Genomic DNA, 18,930 nt, shown 5'->3' with positions numbered 1-18,930 from the left:
TTTGACCACAGAGCAACTTACAAAATTCAAAGAATATGTAATACAAAATAGCATCAAGCCAAATGGTGGTCGCCATACAGATAAATCACTTGTCTATTATATTCAAGACGATTTTAAAAAATTCAAAACTGAAATGATCCCTGAGGATCATGATAGTTCCAACATAGATATTTGGGTTCAAGACGAAGCAAGGTTTGGCCAACAGAATACAACGACAAGATTATGGGCTGAAAAAGGCTCACGGCCAAGGACTGTGAAACAGCAACAATTTCAATATGCTTATCTTTTTGGTGCTATTTGTCCTGCGAATGGAGCAACAGAGGCAATAGTAACGCCTTATGTCAATAAAGACGAATGAGACAGCATATAAAAAAATCGGCCGCAAGCGACCGAGTTTAAAAGAGTCCTAACTGATTTCCGTGAGCTTCTTTTTTATCCAATTCAACCAATTGGTTTTGCAAATATTTTCGAATTGTATCTTCCGTTGCATTTCCAATTGTCTCAACGAAATAACTCTGAGTCCAAAGTTTACCTCCCCAGAAATAACGTTTTTTGATATCTGGGTATAATTTGAAAAACTCTCTGGCTAAAATACTTTTTATCTCCTGCATGATCTGACTTGTTGACATCTTTGGCTCACTTCTTACCACCATATGAATATGGTCTTCAGGTATTTATAATTCGACTATATCTATATCGTAGTCATAGCCAATTTTTTAGTTATAACTTTCATCGCTTCACGGTAAGGCTAAGAAAAGACTTTACGTTGATACTTAGGTATCAACACAAAGTGATACATTAGTCTGAAAACATGATGAGAATTTCTTTTAATTTCCATGAAGTGGATACTAAAGACTGAGGCAAGCTCAGTCTACACTATCCAGCACAGGGGCAAGCCCCCGAGATTTTCGCTACGCTCTGTTAAAAAGTAATATGAATATATAAAAGCCAAAGTCACGACAAAAATTAAAGAGTTTAAAATAAATAACTTAAAAAAATAAATTTAAAATGTAATATTTACCATCCCGAAATAGTGATGGCTTTTATAAAACGCATTTACTTTAAAATATCGCGCGAATAAATTCTCGCGTACAAACCATCGCATCAACCATAATCGAGTGTATTCAAAAATATCTTTAAGACGCTTTTTTATAGGTTTTACGTTTTCGCTTGAACTTCTTATTCGTTTTTTGTTCTGGCAAGCTTTTAAAGGCAGAGCTATCGCAGGTTTTTGACAGATCTATTATTTCATTTAATTGTTGTAGAAGTGGCTGCATAAAATGTTGATAGCTTAACTCTTTTTGAGCAATTGACCCTAAGCTTGATTCCCAAATAGCTGTTAAATCTGGCTTAGATACTTGCTCTGGTAATACTTGAATTAACGCAATACCCGATTCAGTTGCCAAAATTTGTTTACCTTGGCGCTTTAAAAAATTTCGCCTAAATAATAGTTCTATGATCCCAGCTCTAGTTGCTTCAGTACCTAAACCATCCGTTTCCTTTAGTACCTTTTTAACTTCAGGATCTTTTACAAATCGCGCGATCCCAGTCATAGCTGCTAATAGTGTTGCATCGGTGAAATGCGCAGGCGGTTGTGTTTGTTTTTCAATTAACTCGCCTTGTACACATAATAATTGCTGGCCTTTAACTAGGGCTGGTAACTTTTCTTCATTATCTAATTCGCTTTTACCCATTAAGACTTTAAAACCTAACTGTACTTCTTGTTTTGCTTTAGTTTTAAATCTGCCTTTGGCGATTTCAATTTCTACTTGGGTTTCGTTGTAAATATACTCAGAATAAAACTGTGCTAAATAATGACGAGATACAAGCTGATAAATATTTTTTTCATATTGCGATAAACTCGCTGATTGCAGCTTTTTAGATGTAGGAATAATCGCATGGTGAGCTTCAACTTTTTTATCATTCCAACATTTAGATTTGATACTGGTATTAGCACAATCAACTTTTTTTGCATCTTGCCCTTGGTTATTTTTTATCGCAGCTAATACTTGAGCAGCTTCTTTATGGTGCTCTTTAGGTAAATAACGATTATCTGATCTTGGGTAAGTAATTAACTTATGTCTTTCATACAAGTTTTGACAAGTATCTAATACTTGCTGTGCAGCCATGCCAAATGCTTTTGCTGCATCTATTTGTAAAGCTGATAAATTATAAGGTAAAGGCGCATTTTGCTTTTTTTGTTTTTTATCAATATTTAAAACTGTGCCCGTTTGATTAGTAATACGAGAAACCACATTTTGTGCTAAACCTTTATGTAAAACACGACCTTCATCATCCATATAAGGTTCACATGCTTCACTAGGTTGCCATTTAGCGCTAAAAGTTGATGATGTCTTACTTTCTATAACAGGTTCGAGATCTGGGTTTAAATGAGCAAGTACCTCATAAAACGCATGAGGTACAAAATTTAATATCTCTAAATCTCTTCTTACCACTAAACCTAAAATAGGCGTTTGCACTCGCCCTACTGATAATACTCCTTTAAATCCTACTTTTTGCCCAGCCAAAGTATAAGCACGTGTTAAATTCATACCATAAAGCCAATCTGCACGTGAGCGCGCTAATGCCGAAACACTCAAAGGAATAAATTCACTATTAGGTTTTAAGTTAGATAATGATTTTTTAACCGCTGAAACATTTAAATCACTTACTAATAATCGTTGGGCATTTTGTTTTTTAGTTTTACTAGGTTTTGCATGTTCTATTACTTCATCAACCAGTAACTGCCCTTCTCTATCGGGATCACCCGCATTAACTAATACATCTGCCTGTTTAATTAATTTTTTTAAAACCGTTAATTGTTTACGGGTTTGTGCTTTAGGTTTTAGTTGCCATGTTTCTGGCACGATAGGTAAATCGGCTGCATGCCATTTTTTATATTTATCATCATAGCTATCAGGCTCAGCTTGCTCTAATAAATGACCTATGCACCAACTTACAATATCGCCACCAGCTACTTCTATATAGCCATCTTGTTTTTTATGAGGCTTAGGCAAGGCATCGGCAATTGCACGGGCAAGAGATGGTTTTTCAGCAATATACAATTTCATATTATTAGTCTTAGATATCTGCATTTAAGATACTGGTTACTTATACAGTTATCATAATCGCTGCTTGCTTGTATTGCTAATTTTTATTGTATTTTTTATTTCGCATCTGACATGTTAAAAACCGCTAGTTTAGCTTTTTCAACCAAATAGAATAGTAATCGCCAAACACACAATAAAACAACTACGCTATTAGAAAGCGGAATAATGGTTTGATATAAAACAGAGATAAATTGAATATTGAGTATTTGCACATCAACAATACGTAGCAGCTGAACCAACATAGCGGGAATAACACATACTTGTGCGCTAACACACAAACTGAGACTTATTTTATCTTTTAAGCCTAAATAAGCAATGATTGCCATCCAAGCAATGTCATTGCTGATCCAAAATACATAACGATATATGCGATTTGGATCATATTCAAAAATATAAGGCGTTAATAGATAGCTGAGTAAAAAAGAAAGCAAAGTAACACAGGTAAATAAAAATGCAGATCTATCTTTATTTGCAAAATAAAACAATGCGCAGCAGGCAATGATTATCATTTGCCAATCAAGTATGAGTTGTAATAACTCTTTTATCGTCATAATTTTTATAGTCGTAAAACAATAAAAGGAAATCACATGATTTCCTTTTCATATATTCTATTTTGGTGGGTCAGGTGGGTCATCATTTCCACCACCGCCGCCGGGCATTAAAGCGTATTTATCAAGTAATGTCATATCCATGCTCCTTATCCATTTGCTCAAATAAGTTTAAGCACTTTTAATAATAGAAAAGATTCCATTTAAATAAAGGGAAAGAAAGAAAAAATCAGAGATAGATTTTAGTCAAAGCAGCAAATAACAATAAATTTAATAAGAGTAAAACTAAGCTTCGACTTCTACTTCAGCCTTTTTATTTTTTAAATATTGGATAAAAATCACAAATAAAGGGGCAAAACATAAAGCAACAGTAGCCATATTAATAATAGGTAACAAAGTCTTATAAAGGTAAGTTGTATAACTTAAATCAAAATAATGACGATCAACTATACGAACCAATTGCAGTAAAGGGGCTGGTAAAACAATTAATTGCCCAAGAATAGATTGCCAAATTGGAATTTTATCCTTGATAGTCAGATAAGCTATAAATCCCATCCAAGTAATATCATTCAATGCCCAAAATAAATACCTATAGATAAACTCTGTATCAAATCTTACTAATAGTTCATATGATGTTGAACCAATTAAGAAAAATATAAAAGTAATAATACTAAATAGGAATGGACTTCTTTGTTTAAGATAAAAATAAATAAGGGCTGACAATAAAGGAAGCCCCGTTAGATTTGTGTTAATAAATAATAATAACTGATCTAATGTCGTAATAATCACTTTTATTAAACTTAGTCTTTAGTTTTACCATCACCCGTTGAGTCATCAGCGCCACCGCCATTACCTGGCATATACGAATATTTATCAATTGTAATCATAATATTTTCCTTAATTTTAGTTATTTCTTTTAATAAAAACTTTAAAAACTCACCCCTACGAAAGAGTGAGTTTTAAAATATAACAATTGACATTAATTGCCAAGGGGCTTTTGATATTAATCAGAATTATTTTCCAACTTGAATTGGATCAGACTCTTTTGCTTTACCTTGCATAATTGATATTTCAACTCTGCGGTTACGTTTACGCGAATCTATATCTGTATTTGGCACTAAAGGTCGCGTTTCTGCATGACCTATTACAACCATACGATTTTTATCAAACCCACGTACTTTTTGCATTTCACTGGCAACCGCTACCGCACGTTTAGCCGATAAATCCCAGTTATTGAAATATAATTCGTTACTTACCTGATAATCATCAGTATGGCCTGATACTTCAATCTCACCCGGTACATCTTTTAATAAAGCGGCTATTTCTTGAATAATAGGTTTAAATTGTGGTTGTAAAAAAGCACTACCCGACGGAAAAGAGCCATTTTCCCGAATACGAATGATGATTTGCTGCCCTAAAGATTCCAACTCTATTGCGCCATCTATTATTTGTTGCTCAAGCTGTTGCGCTATCTTCTTAACCAGTTCATTCACTTGTTCTTGATCGGCTGTTTTTTCTGCTTTAGCCGCAGACTCTTGTTTAGCGGTACTTTGTGATTCGCCACCCCGTTTATTACCACGCTGCTCTTGACGACCACCAGCAGATGCTTCATCACCGGCCTGAAACTCTAACATTTGTTGTGTCATTTCAGTTGTTTGCTGCTGAATGGTTTCTATCGGAGTCGGCTCAGGTTTACCTGGGGTAAATTCCTGGGCTATTACACTTGTACCCTTTGGGATATCTTTTACTTCTAATTTATTTTGTACACCAAAAGCAAATTTCATTGAACCTGCTATTTGTTTAAACTTAAGTACATCCATTTCAGACATGGCTAGAAGCAATACAAAGAAACACATTAACAATGCCATCATATCAGCAAATGTGCCCATCCACTGAGGTAACCCAACCGGCGGACATTTACATTTTTCAGCTTCATCAGACATTAAAAGACAGCCCTTCTATACAATAACTCAGAAAAATCTACCTTAACACTAAACCCCAGTAATCCAACAGGAGGACATTTACATTCTTCTTTTTCGTCAGACATAGCTATTCCTCAGTATTGACTTCACGTTTAGATTCTGCGATATAATTTTTCAATATACCTTCAATTACTTTGGGGTTTTGTCCATCTTGAATACCTAATATAGCATCTAAAATCAGTTTTTGGTTTAGCTCTTCTTCATCTCTGCGGTTTTCTAATTTTGACTGGATTGGAATGGCAATTACATTTGCTAAAAATGCACCATAAAGTGTTGTTAATAGTGCTACCGCCATTGCAGGACCAATTGCTTTTGGGTCATCCATGTTAGATAACATCGCAACTAAACCGATCAAGGTACCTATCATGCCCATAGCAGGTGCTATATCACCTAAGGATTTAAATAGACTAGCACCTTGATCATGACGATTTGTGGTTAAAGTTATGTCTTTTTGTAGAGTTGCTCTCACAACATCTGCATCATGACCATCAACCAGCATATCTATGCCTTTTTGCATAAATGCATTGGGGATTTCAGCTTCTTCTAATGCTAAAAAGCCACCTTTTCTGGCTGCATCAGCTAATTCTACCGATTTTTCAATTAACACATCAGGTGTTTCAAGCTTAAACATAAAAGCTTTAACACCCACTTTACCGATAGAAAAAAACTGACCCATAGTAAAGTTAGACAGCACCACAAAAAATGATCCACAAAATACGATTAATACCGACGGTACATCTATAAACATACCTAACTCGCCACCTAGTAGCATCGCCATCACGATAAAACCTATGGCACCAACCATACCTATTATTGTTGCTAAATCCACAAACCCTCCAAGGGCACTTCAAACTTGTTGTTTATATTAAGTTAGTTTTAACTATCGGCAAATATTTTTTTTTCTAAAGGCCATTTATTTTCAATAAATTTAGCATCAATTAACTGCCTATATAGTCAATCCTAGTCATAAAAAATTAAAAAACCTATGTAAATGGTTAATTGTTATTTGTATTCGATGCTGATCCCCCATAAAATTGACATCCTCACTCGTATGTATAATAAAAAGAGAATCAAAATATGGCTGTAAAAAAACCAGAAAATCTCAGTTTTGAACAAGCAATGTCAGAACTCGGTAACATAGTCACAGAAATGGAAAATGGTGAACTTACTCTGGAGCAGTCTTTAAAACAGTTCGAACGTGGTGTTCAATTAGCAAATGCTTCTTCATCAAAGCTCAGCCAAGCAGAACAAAAAGTTAAGATTTTAATGGGTAATAATGAAAATAGCCCATTAACCAATTTTGATTCTGATCCGGAATAACCCAGTGAATGACTCTCCAAAGAATATCAAGCCTGAGCTAATAGTAGCTCAAGAGCGCATTGCTTGCGTTTTAAATAATTTAATTGATAAACAAAATAATACTGATGAAACTTTAAAATCTGCTACCAGATATAGTTTATTAAATGGTGGTAAACGATTAAGACCTTTTTTAGTGTATACCACAGGAAAAATGCTTAACGCACATGATTCTGACTTAGATGCAGCAGCCAGTGCCATTGAATGTATCCATAGTTATTCTTTAGTACATGATGACTTACCTGCTATGGACGATGATGACTTACGCCGAGGAAAACCCACTTGTCATATAGAATTTGATGAAGCAACTGCTATTTTAGCGGGTGATTCGTTGCAAACCTTAGCCTTTGAAACTTTATCTACACATAATTTTGTTGGAATTAGCTATAACCAGCAAGTTGCATTAATATCTGTTTTAGCACAAGCCTCTGGATTAACAGGCATGTGTGGTGGTCAGTCATTAGATTTAGCAGCAACTGATAAAGCGGTATCGCTTGAGCAGTTAGAACAAATTCATAATTTAAAAACGGGTGCACTGCTAAGAGCTGCGATTAAATTAGGTGCTTTGTGTTCACCTAATTGCACCTCTGATATACTCAATAAATTAGATGACTTTGGAAAAGCAATCGGATTAGCTTTTCAAGTACAAGACGATATTTTAGATATAGAAGCCGATACTGAAACTTTAGGTAAACCTCAAGGGTCAGATGTAGCAGCAAATAAGTCGACATATCCGGCATTATTAGGTTTACAAGGCGCAAAAGACAAAGCAAGGCAATTATATCAAGACGCACTAAAAGCGCTTGATGATATCAATGCTGATACCAGCGAATTACAAGCCCTTGCCACGTATATAATAGAAAGAGATCATTAGGATAACGAATAAATATCATGACATTTGATAGTAGCAAGTATCCCTTATTAAGCATAGCTGACAAGCCTGAAAAACTAAGACAGTTGCCACATAATAAATTAGTACCTCTTAGCAATGAGCTAAGAGAATATTTATTAAACTCAGTTTCACAAAGCAGTGGCCACTTAGCTTCAGGACTTGGCACCGTTGAGCTAACCGTTGCATTACATTATGTATTTAATACACCAGTTGATAGATTAATTTGGGATGTAGGCCATCAAGCTTACCCGCATAAAATATTGACCGAACGAAAAGATAAAATGCATACCATACGTCAAAAAGATGGTTTGCACCCTTTCCCATACCGTGGTGAAAGTGAATACGACACATTCAGTGTTGGTCATTCTAGTACATCTATTTCGGCTGCGCTTGGCATGTCGATAGCAGCTAAAAAAGAAGGCAAAGATCGTAAAGTCGTTGCTGTAATTGGCGATGGCGCAATGACTGCGGGTATGGCGTTTGAAGCAATGAACCACGCAGGTAATTTAGATTCAGATATGCTCGTTATCTTAAATGATAATGAGATGTCAATTTCTGAACCTGTTGGCGCATTAAATAACCATTTTGCCCGTATTTTGTCTGGTAGTTTTTATAGTAATATCAGAGAAGGCAGTAAAAAAATATTATCGGGTATGCCACCTGTAAAAGAACTTGCCAGCAGAATGGAAGAGCATTTAAAGGGCATGGTGATCCCTGGTACTTTCTTTGAAGAGTTAGGCTTTAACTATATTGGTCCAATTGATGGTCATGATGTTGATATGCTAACTGATACTTTACGTAATATGCGCAACTTAAAAGGTCCGCAGTTATTACATGTTCGCACTAAAAAAGGTAAAGGTTACAAGCCTGCAGAGGCCGATCCTATTGGTTATCATGGCGTGCCTAAGTTCGATCCTGCGACAACAAGCTTGCCAAAATCAAAACAAAGTGCGCCCACTTTTTCCAAAATATTTGGTGATTGGCTATGTGATATGGCTGCCACTGATGACAAATTAGTTGCCATTACACCAGCTATGCGTGAAGGCTCTGGTATGGTGCGTTTTTCTAAAGAATTTCCTGATAAATACTTTGATGTTGCAATAGCTGAACAACATGCTGTTACGCTTGCGGCAGGCTTTGCATGTGAAGATCAAAAACCTGTTGTCGCTATTTATTCTAGTTTTTTACAACGTGCATACGATCAACTTATTCATGACGTTGCTTTACAAAACTTAGATGTGCTATTCGCGATTGATCGTGCTGGTATTGTTGGTGCTGATGGTGAAACCCATCATGGTTCTTATGATTTGAGCTTTATGCGCTGCATACCTAATATGGTTATTATGGCCCCTTCTGATACTAATGTATGTCGTCAAATGCTTTATACAGGTTATCACCTAAATGGACCTGTCGCAGTAAGATACCCTCGTGGTACAGCAGGCGATGCCCAAGTTGAAAAAGACATGATACAACTTGAATTAGGTAAAGCTAAACACATTCGTGAAGGTCAAAAAATTGCGATTCTATCTTTTGGTACTCTTTTAGGTAATGCTAAATCAGTAGCTGATGAACTCAATGCGACTTTAATTGATATGCGATTTATCAAACCATTAGATACCGACCTATTAGCGAATCTTGCTCAAGAGCACACTTTATTTGTGACCTTAGAAGATAATGCAATTATGGGTGGAGCAGGCTCAGCTGTTAACGAGTATATACAAGCTAATAAGCTAGATGTAAAAGTACTTAACTTAGGTATACCAGACGAATTCATTAAACATGGTACACAACAAGAAATGTATGAAGTCATGGGGCTAGATAGCCAAGGGATTTTGAATAGCATTAAAAACTGGTAAGTTTTTATTTCTTATTTAAAAAGGTGGCTAAGCCACCTTTTTTGTTTTTATTAGCCTTCTATTAGCCCTGTTTAGATTTCCATTTATCAAAGTTTGCATAAGGATAATCAGCCCCACCTTGCATAATGCTCGCTAATAATGTGTACGCCGCTACCCAAGCTTCTTCTACCTCAGGTATGTATTCATGCTATAAGCCTTGTTGTAAAGTCCATAATAAAACCGATGATGCTGAATCAAAATCGCCTTTTTTAACACCGTAAACCTCATGACGACGCCCCAATTGCCAAACTGCCATTTCTACTTTATCAAATTATTTTAAGCTTCTGACAACTGTGGTGAGGATTTGCATTAACTTTTTACCTTGCTCTTCGATATCATCAGAAAACATAGATTTTAAAGTGGGATTTATTTCAAATAAACGACCATAAAAGAGACCTGCGGCTTGTTTTGCGATCGGGACTACCTTTTCCAAGAGGCTTGCACTAACTCCAATTGCTGAGGTGTCATAAAAATCCTATTTAGTAAGTCATGACTATTCAAAGGTTAGTATAAAAATAGGATTTTTGAATTTCTTATAAAACGTTATTTTATGCTGTTGCCTTTAACCGAGTCTTAATACGACTGAGTGCCACTGGTGTTATACCTAAAAATAATGCCAACTCAGCTTGGCTAATACGTTTAAATATATGAGGATAGCCAGATTTAAAACTTTTATACCTTTCTTCTGGTGTTAAGCATAAAAATTGATATTCTCGCTCTTCTTTTCGAGCGGTCAATTGTTGCATATACTCCAGCTCAACATCTTTAAGCTGCGGTGTTTTTTCAGACCATTCTCTTACTTTAGAGTATGGCATCGCAATCACTTCACAGGGTTCAATACAATAACACGCATAAGGTGATGGCTTTTCAAAAATGACACTCATTAAACTACCTGATATATCATTTTCAGCTAAAAAGGCTTTCACAAATTCTTTACCATCTGGTTGTATAAAAACCAATTTAACTAAACCTGATTTGATCCAAAATAGCCTTGGCTCTAAAACCCCTTGATGAAATAAAATATCTCCCGCTTTATAGCTTAAAGTAGGTAAATTATTTCGTTCTGCCACATTCGATAATAATTGCTGATATTTATCCATAATAATCATCCGTAATTAACCTAAGTTAATGCCCCTTTAGTTAAAGCCAATTAAAATCTCGTTAACTATCTTACTAAGGAAAGTAAAATGATATTAAATGAGAAAAGTTTTTTGTTTATAGATGAACCTTCATTTCCTTCACGCCAATTTTGTCATTATTTAACAGAAAAGAATTCGAAAGTAATCGGTACAGGTGAGAATACACGAAACTTATTAAGAATGATGTACGACCACTTAGTAGAAGATTATTGCTATTGCGATTTTAGTGATGAACTGAGCATTTCACAGATGTCAGTTTACCTAAAAAACCATCATGCTTTTGATGGGGTCTTTATTTGTCAAAATATGTTTAAAGAGGCGAGTCCTCAAAAACAAAAAATAATTAAAAGCTTACATAAAAATATATATTTAGTGGATGAGCCTGAAATTAATAACTTCAAAATATCCAAACTTAAAAAGTCTCCTGAAACAACTTATAGTTATTTATTTAACCAAGTCGATGAACTTAACTCTTTATTTAACGAACAATTTTTGACGAATGCAACTTAGGCATCTAAATAATTAATCAGTTAAAATCAAAAAAGCCATCTAATAGTGATGGCTTTATTTTTTGTTCTATCTAGCCTGCCCTTGCCACCTAAACAATAAAGAGCCACTTATTAAAAACGTAGCTGTCATTAGCAATAAGGCTACAATATGACTTTTAACTTGCCATAAAGAAGCACCATCTAACATAATTGCTCTGGCAGCTTCTAGCATATGGGTAAGAGGAATAAAGTTAGCTAAAGTCTGAATAAATTCAGGGCTACCTTCTAATGAAAACCACACACCTGATAACATCATCATTGGCCAGGATGCGACATTTAACATGCCTCCTGTGAACTCTTCTGATTCTGAACGCGCAGCGATTAACAGGCCTAAAGAAATTAAACTCACAGTGCCTAACAAAGCGATTATAAATAAATCAATTAAGCTTCCAAGAATATAAAAATCAAAAATCCAGTTACACCCAGTAAATATAACAGTACTGAGCGCAATCACAATTAATAATCGAGAACATACTTGTGCTGTTAAAAACTCAATAGGTCTTAGCGGAGTTGCATGAAGCCTTTTCAACACAGAGTTTTTACGATATCGAACAATCACATATCCCACTCCAAATAAACATGAAAACATCATATTCATACCTAAAATACCAGGTACAACCCAATCTAAATATCGTATTTCTTTGCCCTCTATTGCCTTTCTTTGGTAGTTAAAACTCGACGCTAATAATAACTGCTCAGCAATATAACCCGAATTTGAAGATTGGTTAACCCAATAAATTTCATTGTTAAAATCCACTAATAAGTCTATTTTATGTTGCCTAAGCTTGTTCATCGCAATTAGTTTTTCATCATAGCTTACAAATTCTATATGCTTTAACGCCATTAACTTATGATCATTTGACGTTTGGCTTATATCGGGTAGTACGCCTATTTTATAAAGCGTTTTTCCATCTCCGGAAAATATAAAGGCAAAACCAACAACGAGTAAGACAGGAAAAATTAAATTCCAACCAAGTGCAGCACGATCACGAAAAAATTCATAATTGCGCGCAATTAATACCGCTAAAAATCTCTTAAACATGATTCACCCCCTCTAAGCCATGACCTGTTAACTTTAAAAACAAATCATCTAAGTTGGCTGATTTAACCTGTAACCCCTCAAGTGAAACCCCTTGTTCAATCAGTGTGACTAAAGTAGTTTGAATATCTACACTTTGAACTAGTGCACTTTGTTGCACAAACTGAATATTAAAATGTTGTAATATATTTTGCTTATTATCATGTTCGTCAACATTCTTTTTAGGTAACTTAATTAAAGCACCACTAAAGTTCTGCTGTAATAAGGCTTCGGGAGTATCTAGTGCGATAATTTTACCTTTATCCATAATCGCAATTTCATCACATAAATATTCAGCCTCATCCATATAATGGGTTGTCAGTAAGATTGTTTTTCCTTGAGATTTAATCTTATTAACTAAGTCCCAAAATAATCTGCGACTATGGGGATCTAATCCGGTTGTAGGTTCATCTAAAAAAACTAACTGAGGATCATTTATTAAAGCTAAAGCTAATAACAATCTTTGTTTTTGACCACCAGAGAGTTTTCGATGATCTTGATTAATAAATTCATTTAACTGACAAAGTGAAATAAGCTCTTTTATAGGTAAAGTTTTTTCGTAAAATGCAGAAAACATTTTTAATGTTTCGATAACAGTAAGATGATCTTGCAAAGCAGTATGCTGAAATTGAATACCTAACTCATGATAAATATGTTTATCTATTGCCTTGCCTTGGTATAGGATTTTTCCCGATGTTGGCTCCACAATGCCTTCGAGCATTTCAATCGTGGTTGTTTTACCTGCACCATTTGGCCCTAATAAGCCAAAACAAATACCTTTTTTAACTTTAAAGCTCACACCATCCACAGCTTTATTTTTTGAAAAATACCTTTTAAGATCTTCAACCTCAAGAATTTCCGACATTAATCCCTCAAATATAAAATATGACTATAGCTATTTTATATAGGAGAAAGTCAGATAAAGGAATATATAAATTAAAAGGGTGCTTTATTAAAAAATAAGAAAGGAAGCTGAACTATATAATAAAGAGTTAAAAATAAGGGTATAAAAGAAAATAACGGGCAATAAAACCCGCTTTTGTGCAGATCAGGTTAATTAAGCGACTTCTTTTTCTAAGAAGCTAATAATATCATTTGATTCATATAACCAAGTGACATCATTACCATTTACGATACGTAAACAAGGTACTTTTACACGACCACCTTGCTCTAATAAAGTTTGACGATGTAATTCATCTTTTTTAGCATCTCTTGTTTCGATGTTTAAGCCATTGCGCTTCATTGAACGGCGTACCTTTACACAAAACGGACATGCTTTAAATTGATATAAAACAAGGTCTTTTGTTTTTTGATTAACAAGTTCTTGCTCTTGCGGAGCACGTTTTATACTTTTAGGTGTGAAGATAAAGTCCAACAATAAAATAATACGACCTAAAACCCAACGAACTAACTTCATTACAACGCTCCTAATGCAAAATTAAGCGCGCATTTTAACCGTATTATAATAAATTGCAAAGAACATGTGAAATTCTTAGCAAATTAAAATAACTCAGGATCATTTCCCTTTATAATTTTATTAACTCCAGAATCTGAAATATCTTTAAAGTCAGCTACTTTATTTCTACCAGTATTTTTTGAGAGGTATAAAGCTATATCCGCTTTTTGCACTAGAGCTGGCACCATTTCATAATTTAATAAACAGTTAAAACAGACACTTACCGTGAGCTTACCAACTTAGGGGAATTCAAATTATTCTATTTCAGTGCGTAATCTTTCCAACGCTTGTAATGCACCTTCAGATTTAACACATTGGAATAATACCGCAAATTCCTCTCTGCCATATCTAAAGATATAATCTTCAGCTCGTCACCAATAACATGACCATAAACATCATCTCCTCCTTTAAGCTCAATTTAAGCTTTTTTTAATAAAAAGATTTTTTGTAAAAACAAAATCGTATTATTTATAAAGTTCTAAATAAATATCATGGTACTGTTTATTAATACCAATTTAGCACTTATCATCGCCACCTTTTTATGGCCTTAGGTAAAAAAGTTTGATTATCAAAAAGGTGATTGGAAGTTTTTACTGAGTATGTATTTAGCTGAACCTTGTTTGTATTTTTATTTGAGGGCCATGCAATGCAATATACATCGGCTTCTCAAGCGGGAATTTTAGTATCCTGTTTCTGCTTATATTATGCTTAAAGAAAAGCTCACAAAAACAATTATGGTTTGGTTTTTGTATTATAGGTGGTATCGCTTTAACATTACTTTCACCTGAATCAGAGCATGCTCCTAATCCTGAATTTGGAAATGTTTTAGAACTTTTGGCTATATTGTGTGCAGCTTATTATGCCGTAAGCGTTAAACATTTATCTACCAGATACTCACCACTGTCATTAATTGCTTTACAGGGACTTACTGGAACTATATTTTTTGCACCCTTCCTATTTTTTATTGAACTTGCCTGTCAATATGATGAAAAAGCGGTTTTAAGCATTTTTACTTAGGTACTTTTGTTTCTTTAGGCGCCTATGGTATGTATAACTATGCAATCTCAAAAGTACCTGTATTGACAGCTGCGGCATTTTCTAATTTGATCCCCGTATTTACCCTAATCTTATCCGCTAGTATTTTCGGCGAGTTTTTAAGCTTTGAACAGTGGTTGAGTGTGATTGTGATATTTTTCGGCGTGATGATCAGCCAAAAACATAAAGCGGTAGATAATGATAAATCTTCGAATAATCAAATAACAACAGATTCAACTAAATAACGCTGTTTCGTACCTGAAGTTAAGCTATTAAACGGATAACAAGTCATAAGATATAAACGATTAACTGAGCCCGTATTAGTTTGTAAAAATGCCGTATCAAATTGATGAATAATGCTTATATTACTCACCTGATACTGCATGGATAAACCATTACCTAAAGTTAACTTATAGCTATCACCAAGCTTTAACTGAGATAAAAAAGCAAAGTTTGTATCATTATGTCCGGCAATCAAACTGGACTGGCCATTTTCATTTTTAACCAGATCTTCAAGTTTTGCAGAAGGTAAGAAGTGAGCTGCACCAAAAGCCAAGTTTCGACCTGATGCATGCCAAAGAATATGCTCTTCAATATTGAGTCTTGGTACAGTTAACTTTGCAATAGGCCAAGTATCAGCATAAAACCAAGGTCGAACCTGCTTGCTTCCTCCTTGCGCAATATTAGATTGCCAAGCTTGCGCAATCAAATGTTGCGCAAGCTTGGCTTTAGCCTGCATATAAATACCAGAACCTAACTGCCATATCCCTAAACTAAAAAAAGTTATGACTAGCAGCTTTTTAAGGTTCACTTTACTTAGCTGCTTCATGGGATTGGTATTTCCAATAAACAGTAACTAATAAAAGTAGCATTAAACCAAGTAGAATTTTCATTGTGCTTTGACCATCAGTTTGTGGCAAAACAATGCCTTTACTCGCCATAGTCCAACCAGCAGGTCGCATGCCTTCAACTCTATGTGTTTCTTTTACTTTATTAGCGATGTCTTTTTCATTAATGGGCCCAGAGTCTACGGCAACAAATGCGGTATATGGGCTTAGAATATGATGTTTCAAAGCTAAATCTAATACCTGTTGCTTAGTGTCTTGTTCTCTTTTATTTGGAATATTTTTATATAACAATAATGACTTTATTTTTTGCCTTGCCCATATACGAGAAATTGAATCCCCCTCTTTAATTCCCACAACATTGAGTTCAGCTTTAAATTCACCATTTGCACTTTGACCTATCACATTTATTTTTTTTTGCCCTTTATTTAACTTAATGGTTACCATTAAAGGCTCTGAAAAATATAAGTCAGGGATAGGTTTAGGCCAAAAATCCATTGCTAGCGCATTTTCATCTACAATGTTTAGTCCTTTTAAAGCGGGATTTTTTAATTGCTTTAATAACAACTGCATTTTGCTTCTGATCTCAGTCGTATTGCCAATAAATGTAAAACTGCCTCGGCCTATGTCTGCAGCACGTCTCATAAAGTGACTATTAGGTGCTGAGCCGATCCCCACAGTAAACACTCTATTTGTGCCTAATGTACTATTTATTTGCTCAAAAATTTGCTGCTCATTACCGATGCTGCCATCAGTCATAAAAATAACTTGTCTTAAATAATCTGTTTGCACCTCGCCTTGCAATACTCGGGAAAACGCTTTTGCTATTTCAGTGCCGCCATCAGCATCTAAATTATAAACGTATTTTTTTGCATGCCTTAAATTAAAATCTGTTGCTGGAATAGCATGCTCGCTTAAAGCACTGACATTCGTATTAAATTCAACAATATTAAAAGTGTCTTCAGGTCGTAAATCAGCAAGCGCTAAAAACAATGCCTGTTTAGCTTGCTCCATTGAACTACCATGCATTGAACCTGATGTATCAACTACAAATATCAACTCTCTCGGTAGTCTTTGTTGCCCTTGAAACTCGCTTGCCGGTGGCATTAACATGACTAATGCATACTCTTCACCTTGCTGTTTAAGTTGTTCAGTAAACATAGCAGCTTGAACTTCATTACCTTGCTCAGGTTTCCAGCGTAATAAAAAATCTCTATTGGCTAATGTTGTATTACTAGCAAGCGAAATTTTATATTTACCAATATCACGATTTTCTACATCGATTTGATGATAAGTCGATTTAATATCAGCTAAATCAAAACCTGCATCTAAGGCAATATTTAAAGATATTTTATTAACTGGTTCAGCATTTTTTTGTCCCTCTCTCATTTCCACTTCTTCTGGCTTTAAGTTTTTTTGAAATAGCCAGTTAGAAGTTAAATCACTATCAAATTGCATGGTTTTTGGCTGATATCTAGGTGCAACAACCATAGGAAACCTTAATGAAAACTCATGATTTTTATAACTTAAAACTTGCTGATAACTTATTTTAATTGTGACTTGCTCACCAGGTGGGATATTAGCTACCTGACTCACAAAAACATTAGCGCGTTTTTGTGTGATCAAGCTAGCTTTTTTTCCCTGATTTTGTGCCTGCTTATATATTTTTTTTGCTATTTGTTTTTCTTTAATGTCTCCTAAAATTGTTCTTTCGCCTATTGTCATTTCTAGTTTATAAACTGCTGACTCATCGGGCAAAGGGAATACATAACGTGCATTTACGCCTTCAAAATGATCATTTTTAAAGGTTTGAATTACATCAACTTGATTTATTAAACCTGATATTTTCATATCTGCATGACTGCTTAATAAAATAGCTGAGTTAACTTTTTTACCGCTGAGATCTTTTAGCTCAAGCCTAGGCTTTTCAAAGTCAGATGCATTAGCTGACTGGCTTATTATAAGGGTTAGTAAAAAAAGGCTAGTTTTACACAATTGTGTAAAACCTAACGCTTTGACAAGTGTCATCATAAGGGAACCTTTAATTGAGGTGGTAAAACACCTCAATCCTAACTTTAAATTAAATGGTTGATTAGTATTGGTTACTTGCTGTTTGAGAATTTGAGTGTACTTTTCTAGCTTTAACCGTGACACGGCGGTCAAAAAAATCACCTTCATAATCTGTTTGTTTCGCTACAGCTTGGCTTTCACCAAATGCATGACTATTTAAACGTGTATGTTCTACACCTTGTTTTATTAAAAATTGCTGTACTTGGGCTACGCGCGATTTTGATAGCTTTAAGTTAAACTGCTCTTCACCCCTTTGATCTGCAAAACCATTTAAATCAATTTGGATATCCGGATTGGTTTTCATTACTTGGGCAAGTTCAGTTAACTGCTTTGCAAAATGAGACTCTATTTTTGCTGAACCCGTTCTAAACTGAACTGTAATCGCCATTAAGTTATTAATGCGTTGCTTTTGAAGTTGTGATTTTTCAAACTCAATTTCTTCTAATTGTGTTTCTAGTTGCTCCGTTTGTGCTACTAATGCCTGATAGTTTTTTGTTTTATATTGCATCGCGACTATTTGTGTTTTTTGTGACGATATTTGTTTATCTTGCTCAGCGATTTCATCTTTATTTACTTCTACTTTTCCTATTAAAGTTCCCGTAAATGCACCTATAAATGCGCCGATAGGACCACCTACTACACCACCAATTAATGCACCAGTTCCTAAACCGATAGCTTCTTCTTTTTGCATTTCATTTTTTTTACTGCTTGCAGCTTGCGTTGAAAATGTAACTGAAGAAAGTGCTAAAACTAATGCTGTAGTGATAATTGATTTTTTCATTTTGTTTGCCTCATGTTTAAATTTATTAAATTGGTTGGTCGTGCTTGGTTGATGAGTTAATTAAAACATTGAGTTCTGGCGATAAAATGGATGAAAAATGGCAATGCAAAGATCAATTGTGGCAAAAAAATGGCAATGTGCTTTTTTGCATTTTATTAGTGGGTAATTTAGGTATAGTTCTATACAGCAAAACGA

At 34.8% G+C, this 18,930-nt stretch carries 20 protein-coding genes and 2 pseudogenes; 6 read left to right on the top strand and 16 right to left on the bottom strand.

Annotated features, from left to right (window positions below; genetic code table 11):
• Position 1 precedes the first annotated feature (1 nt).
• Positions 2-358, top strand: a complete 357-nt coding sequence (locus PSA_RS24365; protein WP_082305635.1) for a hypothetical protein — start codon at positions 2-4, stop codon at positions 356-358.
• A gap of 37 nt (positions 359-395) precedes the next feature.
• On the opposite strand, the gene tnpA is transcribed toward PSA_RS24365, so the two are convergent.
• The 6 genes from tnpA to pomA form a co-directional block, all read right to left on the bottom strand.
• The gene (gene tnpA / locus PSA_RS25745) at positions 396-629 is read right to left on the bottom strand and encodes an IS200/IS605 family transposase (protein WP_197276808.1); all 234 of its coding nucleotides are present in this window, start codon (positions 627-629) and stop codon (positions 396-398) included.
• Between the two features lie 507 nt (positions 630-1,136).
• A complete protein-coding gene (locus PSA_RS05635) occupies positions 1,137-3,071 on the bottom strand; it encodes a DNA topoisomerase III (RefSeq protein ID WP_042147566.1) in 1,935 nt (644 codons plus the stop codon).
• 95 nt (positions 3,072-3,166) lie between these two features.
• Complete coding sequence (locus PSA_RS05630) at positions 3,167-3,697, bottom strand: hypothetical protein (protein WP_059364784.1); 531 nt, start codon at positions 3,695-3,697, stop codon at positions 3,167-3,169.
• 246 nt (positions 3,698-3,943) lie between these two features.
• Positions 3,944-4,447, bottom strand: a complete 504-nt coding sequence (locus PSA_RS05625) for a hypothetical protein (protein ID WP_231665224.1) — start codon at positions 4,445-4,447, stop codon at positions 3,944-3,946.
• Positions 4,448-4,671: 224 nt separating this feature from the next.
• Complete coding sequence (locus tag PSA_RS05620) at positions 4,672-5,601, bottom strand: flagellar motor protein MotB (RefSeq protein WP_042147563.1); 930 nt, start codon at positions 5,599-5,601, stop codon at positions 4,672-4,674.
• A gap of 106 nt (positions 5,602-5,707) precedes the next feature.
• Positions 5,708-6,469 (bottom strand): flagellar motor protein PomA, encoded by a 762-nt coding sequence (gene pomA / locus PSA_RS05615; RefSeq protein ID WP_042147560.1) that lies wholly within the window; start codon positions 6,467-6,469, stop codon positions 5,708-5,710.
• Between the two features lie 248 nt (positions 6,470-6,717).
• Between pomA and xseB the strand changes: the two genes are divergently transcribed.
• The 3 genes from xseB to dxs are packed head-to-tail and all read left to right on the top strand — an operon-like array spanning position 6,718 to position 9,744.
• Positions 6,718-6,960, top strand: coding sequence for an exodeoxyribonuclease VII small subunit (gene xseB / locus PSA_RS05610; protein WP_042147557.1), 243 nt, complete (start codon positions 6,718-6,720; stop codon positions 6,958-6,960).
• 4 nt (positions 6,961-6,964) lie between these two features.
• Positions 6,965-7,870: a (2E,6E)-farnesyl diphosphate synthase gene (gene ispA / locus PSA_RS05605; protein WP_042147554.1), complete on the top strand. Its 906-nt coding sequence runs from the start codon at positions 6,965-6,967 to the stop codon at positions 7,868-7,870.
• A gap of 17 nt (positions 7,871-7,887) precedes the next feature.
• A complete protein-coding gene (dxs, locus tag PSA_RS05600; RefSeq protein WP_042147551.1) occupies positions 7,888-9,744 on the top strand; it encodes a 1-deoxy-D-xylulose-5-phosphate synthase in 1,857 nt (618 codons plus the stop codon).
• A gap of 310 nt (positions 9,745-10,054) precedes the next feature.
• Here the strand turns inward: dxs and PSA_RS25740 are convergent, their stop codons facing one another.
• Positions 10,055-10,216 (bottom strand): hypothetical protein, encoded by a 162-nt coding sequence (locus PSA_RS25740; RefSeq protein WP_197276807.1) that lies wholly within the window; start codon positions 10,214-10,216, stop codon positions 10,055-10,057.
• Between the two features lie 115 nt (positions 10,217-10,331).
• Positions 10,332-10,883, bottom strand: a complete 552-nt coding sequence (locus PSA_RS05590; RefSeq protein ID WP_059364782.1) for a Crp/Fnr family transcriptional regulator — start codon at positions 10,881-10,883, stop codon at positions 10,332-10,334.
• 87 nt (positions 10,884-10,970) lie between these two features.
• Between PSA_RS05590 and PSA_RS05585 the strand changes: the two genes are divergently transcribed.
• Positions 10,971-11,432: a hypothetical protein gene (locus PSA_RS05585; RefSeq protein WP_042147548.1), complete on the top strand. Its 462-nt coding sequence runs from the start codon at positions 10,971-10,973 to the stop codon at positions 11,430-11,432.
• 66 nt (positions 11,433-11,498) lie between these two features.
• Here PSA_RS05585 and PSA_RS05580 read toward each other — a convergent pair whose 3' ends face one another.
• The 5 genes and pseudogenes from PSA_RS05580 to PSA_RS27080 form a co-directional block, all read right to left on the bottom strand.
• Positions 11,499-12,512: an ABC transporter permease gene (locus PSA_RS05580; RefSeq protein WP_042147546.1), complete on the bottom strand. Its 1,014-nt coding sequence runs from the start codon at positions 12,510-12,512 to the stop codon at positions 11,499-11,501.
• Positions 12,505-13,413, bottom strand: coding sequence for an ABC transporter ATP-binding protein (locus PSA_RS05575; RefSeq protein ID WP_042147543.1), 909 nt, complete (start codon positions 13,411-13,413; stop codon positions 12,505-12,507). Before PSA_RS05575 ends, PSA_RS05580 begins: the two co-directional genes overlap by 8 nt.
• Before the next feature lie 192 nt (positions 13,414-13,605).
• Positions 13,606-13,965 carry a glutaredoxin gene (locus PSA_RS05570; RefSeq protein ID WP_042147540.1) on the bottom strand — a complete coding sequence of 120 codons (360 nt, stop codon included), beginning with the start codon at positions 13,963-13,965 and terminating at the stop codon, positions 13,606-13,608.
• A gap of 83 nt (positions 13,966-14,048) precedes the next feature.
• Complete coding sequence (locus PSA_RS26800; RefSeq protein ID WP_269432772.1) at positions 14,049-14,177, bottom strand: hypothetical protein; 129 nt, start codon at positions 14,175-14,177, stop codon at positions 14,049-14,051.
• Between the two features lie 81 nt (positions 14,178-14,258).
• A pseudogene (locus PSA_RS27080) lies at positions 14,259-14,363 on the bottom strand (GGDEF domain-containing protein); the annotation flags it as partial.
• Positions 14,364-14,495: 132 nt separating this feature from the next.
• Here PSA_RS27080 and PSA_RS24360 point away from each other — a divergent pair.
• A pseudogene (locus tag PSA_RS24360) lies at positions 14,496-15,284 on the top strand (DMT family transporter); the annotation flags it as partial.
• Here the strand turns inward: PSA_RS24360 and PSA_RS05560 are convergent.
• From PSA_RS05560 to pdsO, 3 genes are all read right to left on the bottom strand, one after another.
• Entirely contained in the window at positions 15,257-15,868 is a 612-nt protein-coding gene (locus PSA_RS05560; RefSeq protein WP_052380069.1) for a class GN sortase, read from the bottom strand. The pseudogene PSA_RS24360 and the gene PSA_RS05560 sit on opposite strands and share 28 nt — an antisense overlap.
• Positions 15,852-17,915: a marine proteobacterial sortase target protein gene (locus PSA_RS05555; RefSeq protein WP_059364779.1), complete on the bottom strand. Its 2,064-nt coding sequence runs from the start codon at positions 17,913-17,915 to the stop codon at positions 15,852-15,854. Before PSA_RS05555 ends, PSA_RS05560 begins: the two co-directional genes overlap by 17 nt.
• Positions 17,916-17,976: 61 nt before the next feature.
• Positions 17,977-18,735 (bottom strand): sortase-associated OmpA-like protein PdsO, encoded by a 759-nt coding sequence (gene pdsO / locus PSA_RS05550; RefSeq protein WP_042147536.1) that lies wholly within the window; start codon positions 18,733-18,735, stop codon positions 17,977-17,979.
• Positions 18,736-18,930 lie beyond the last annotated feature (195 nt).

The organism is Pseudoalteromonas sp. '520P1 No. 423' (genome assembly GCF_001269985.1).
In the GTDB taxonomy this organism is placed as follows: Bacteria; Pseudomonadota; Gammaproteobacteria; order Enterobacterales; family Alteromonadaceae; genus Pseudoalteromonas.
This window is presented reverse-complemented; position numbering and strand designations above follow the sequence as displayed.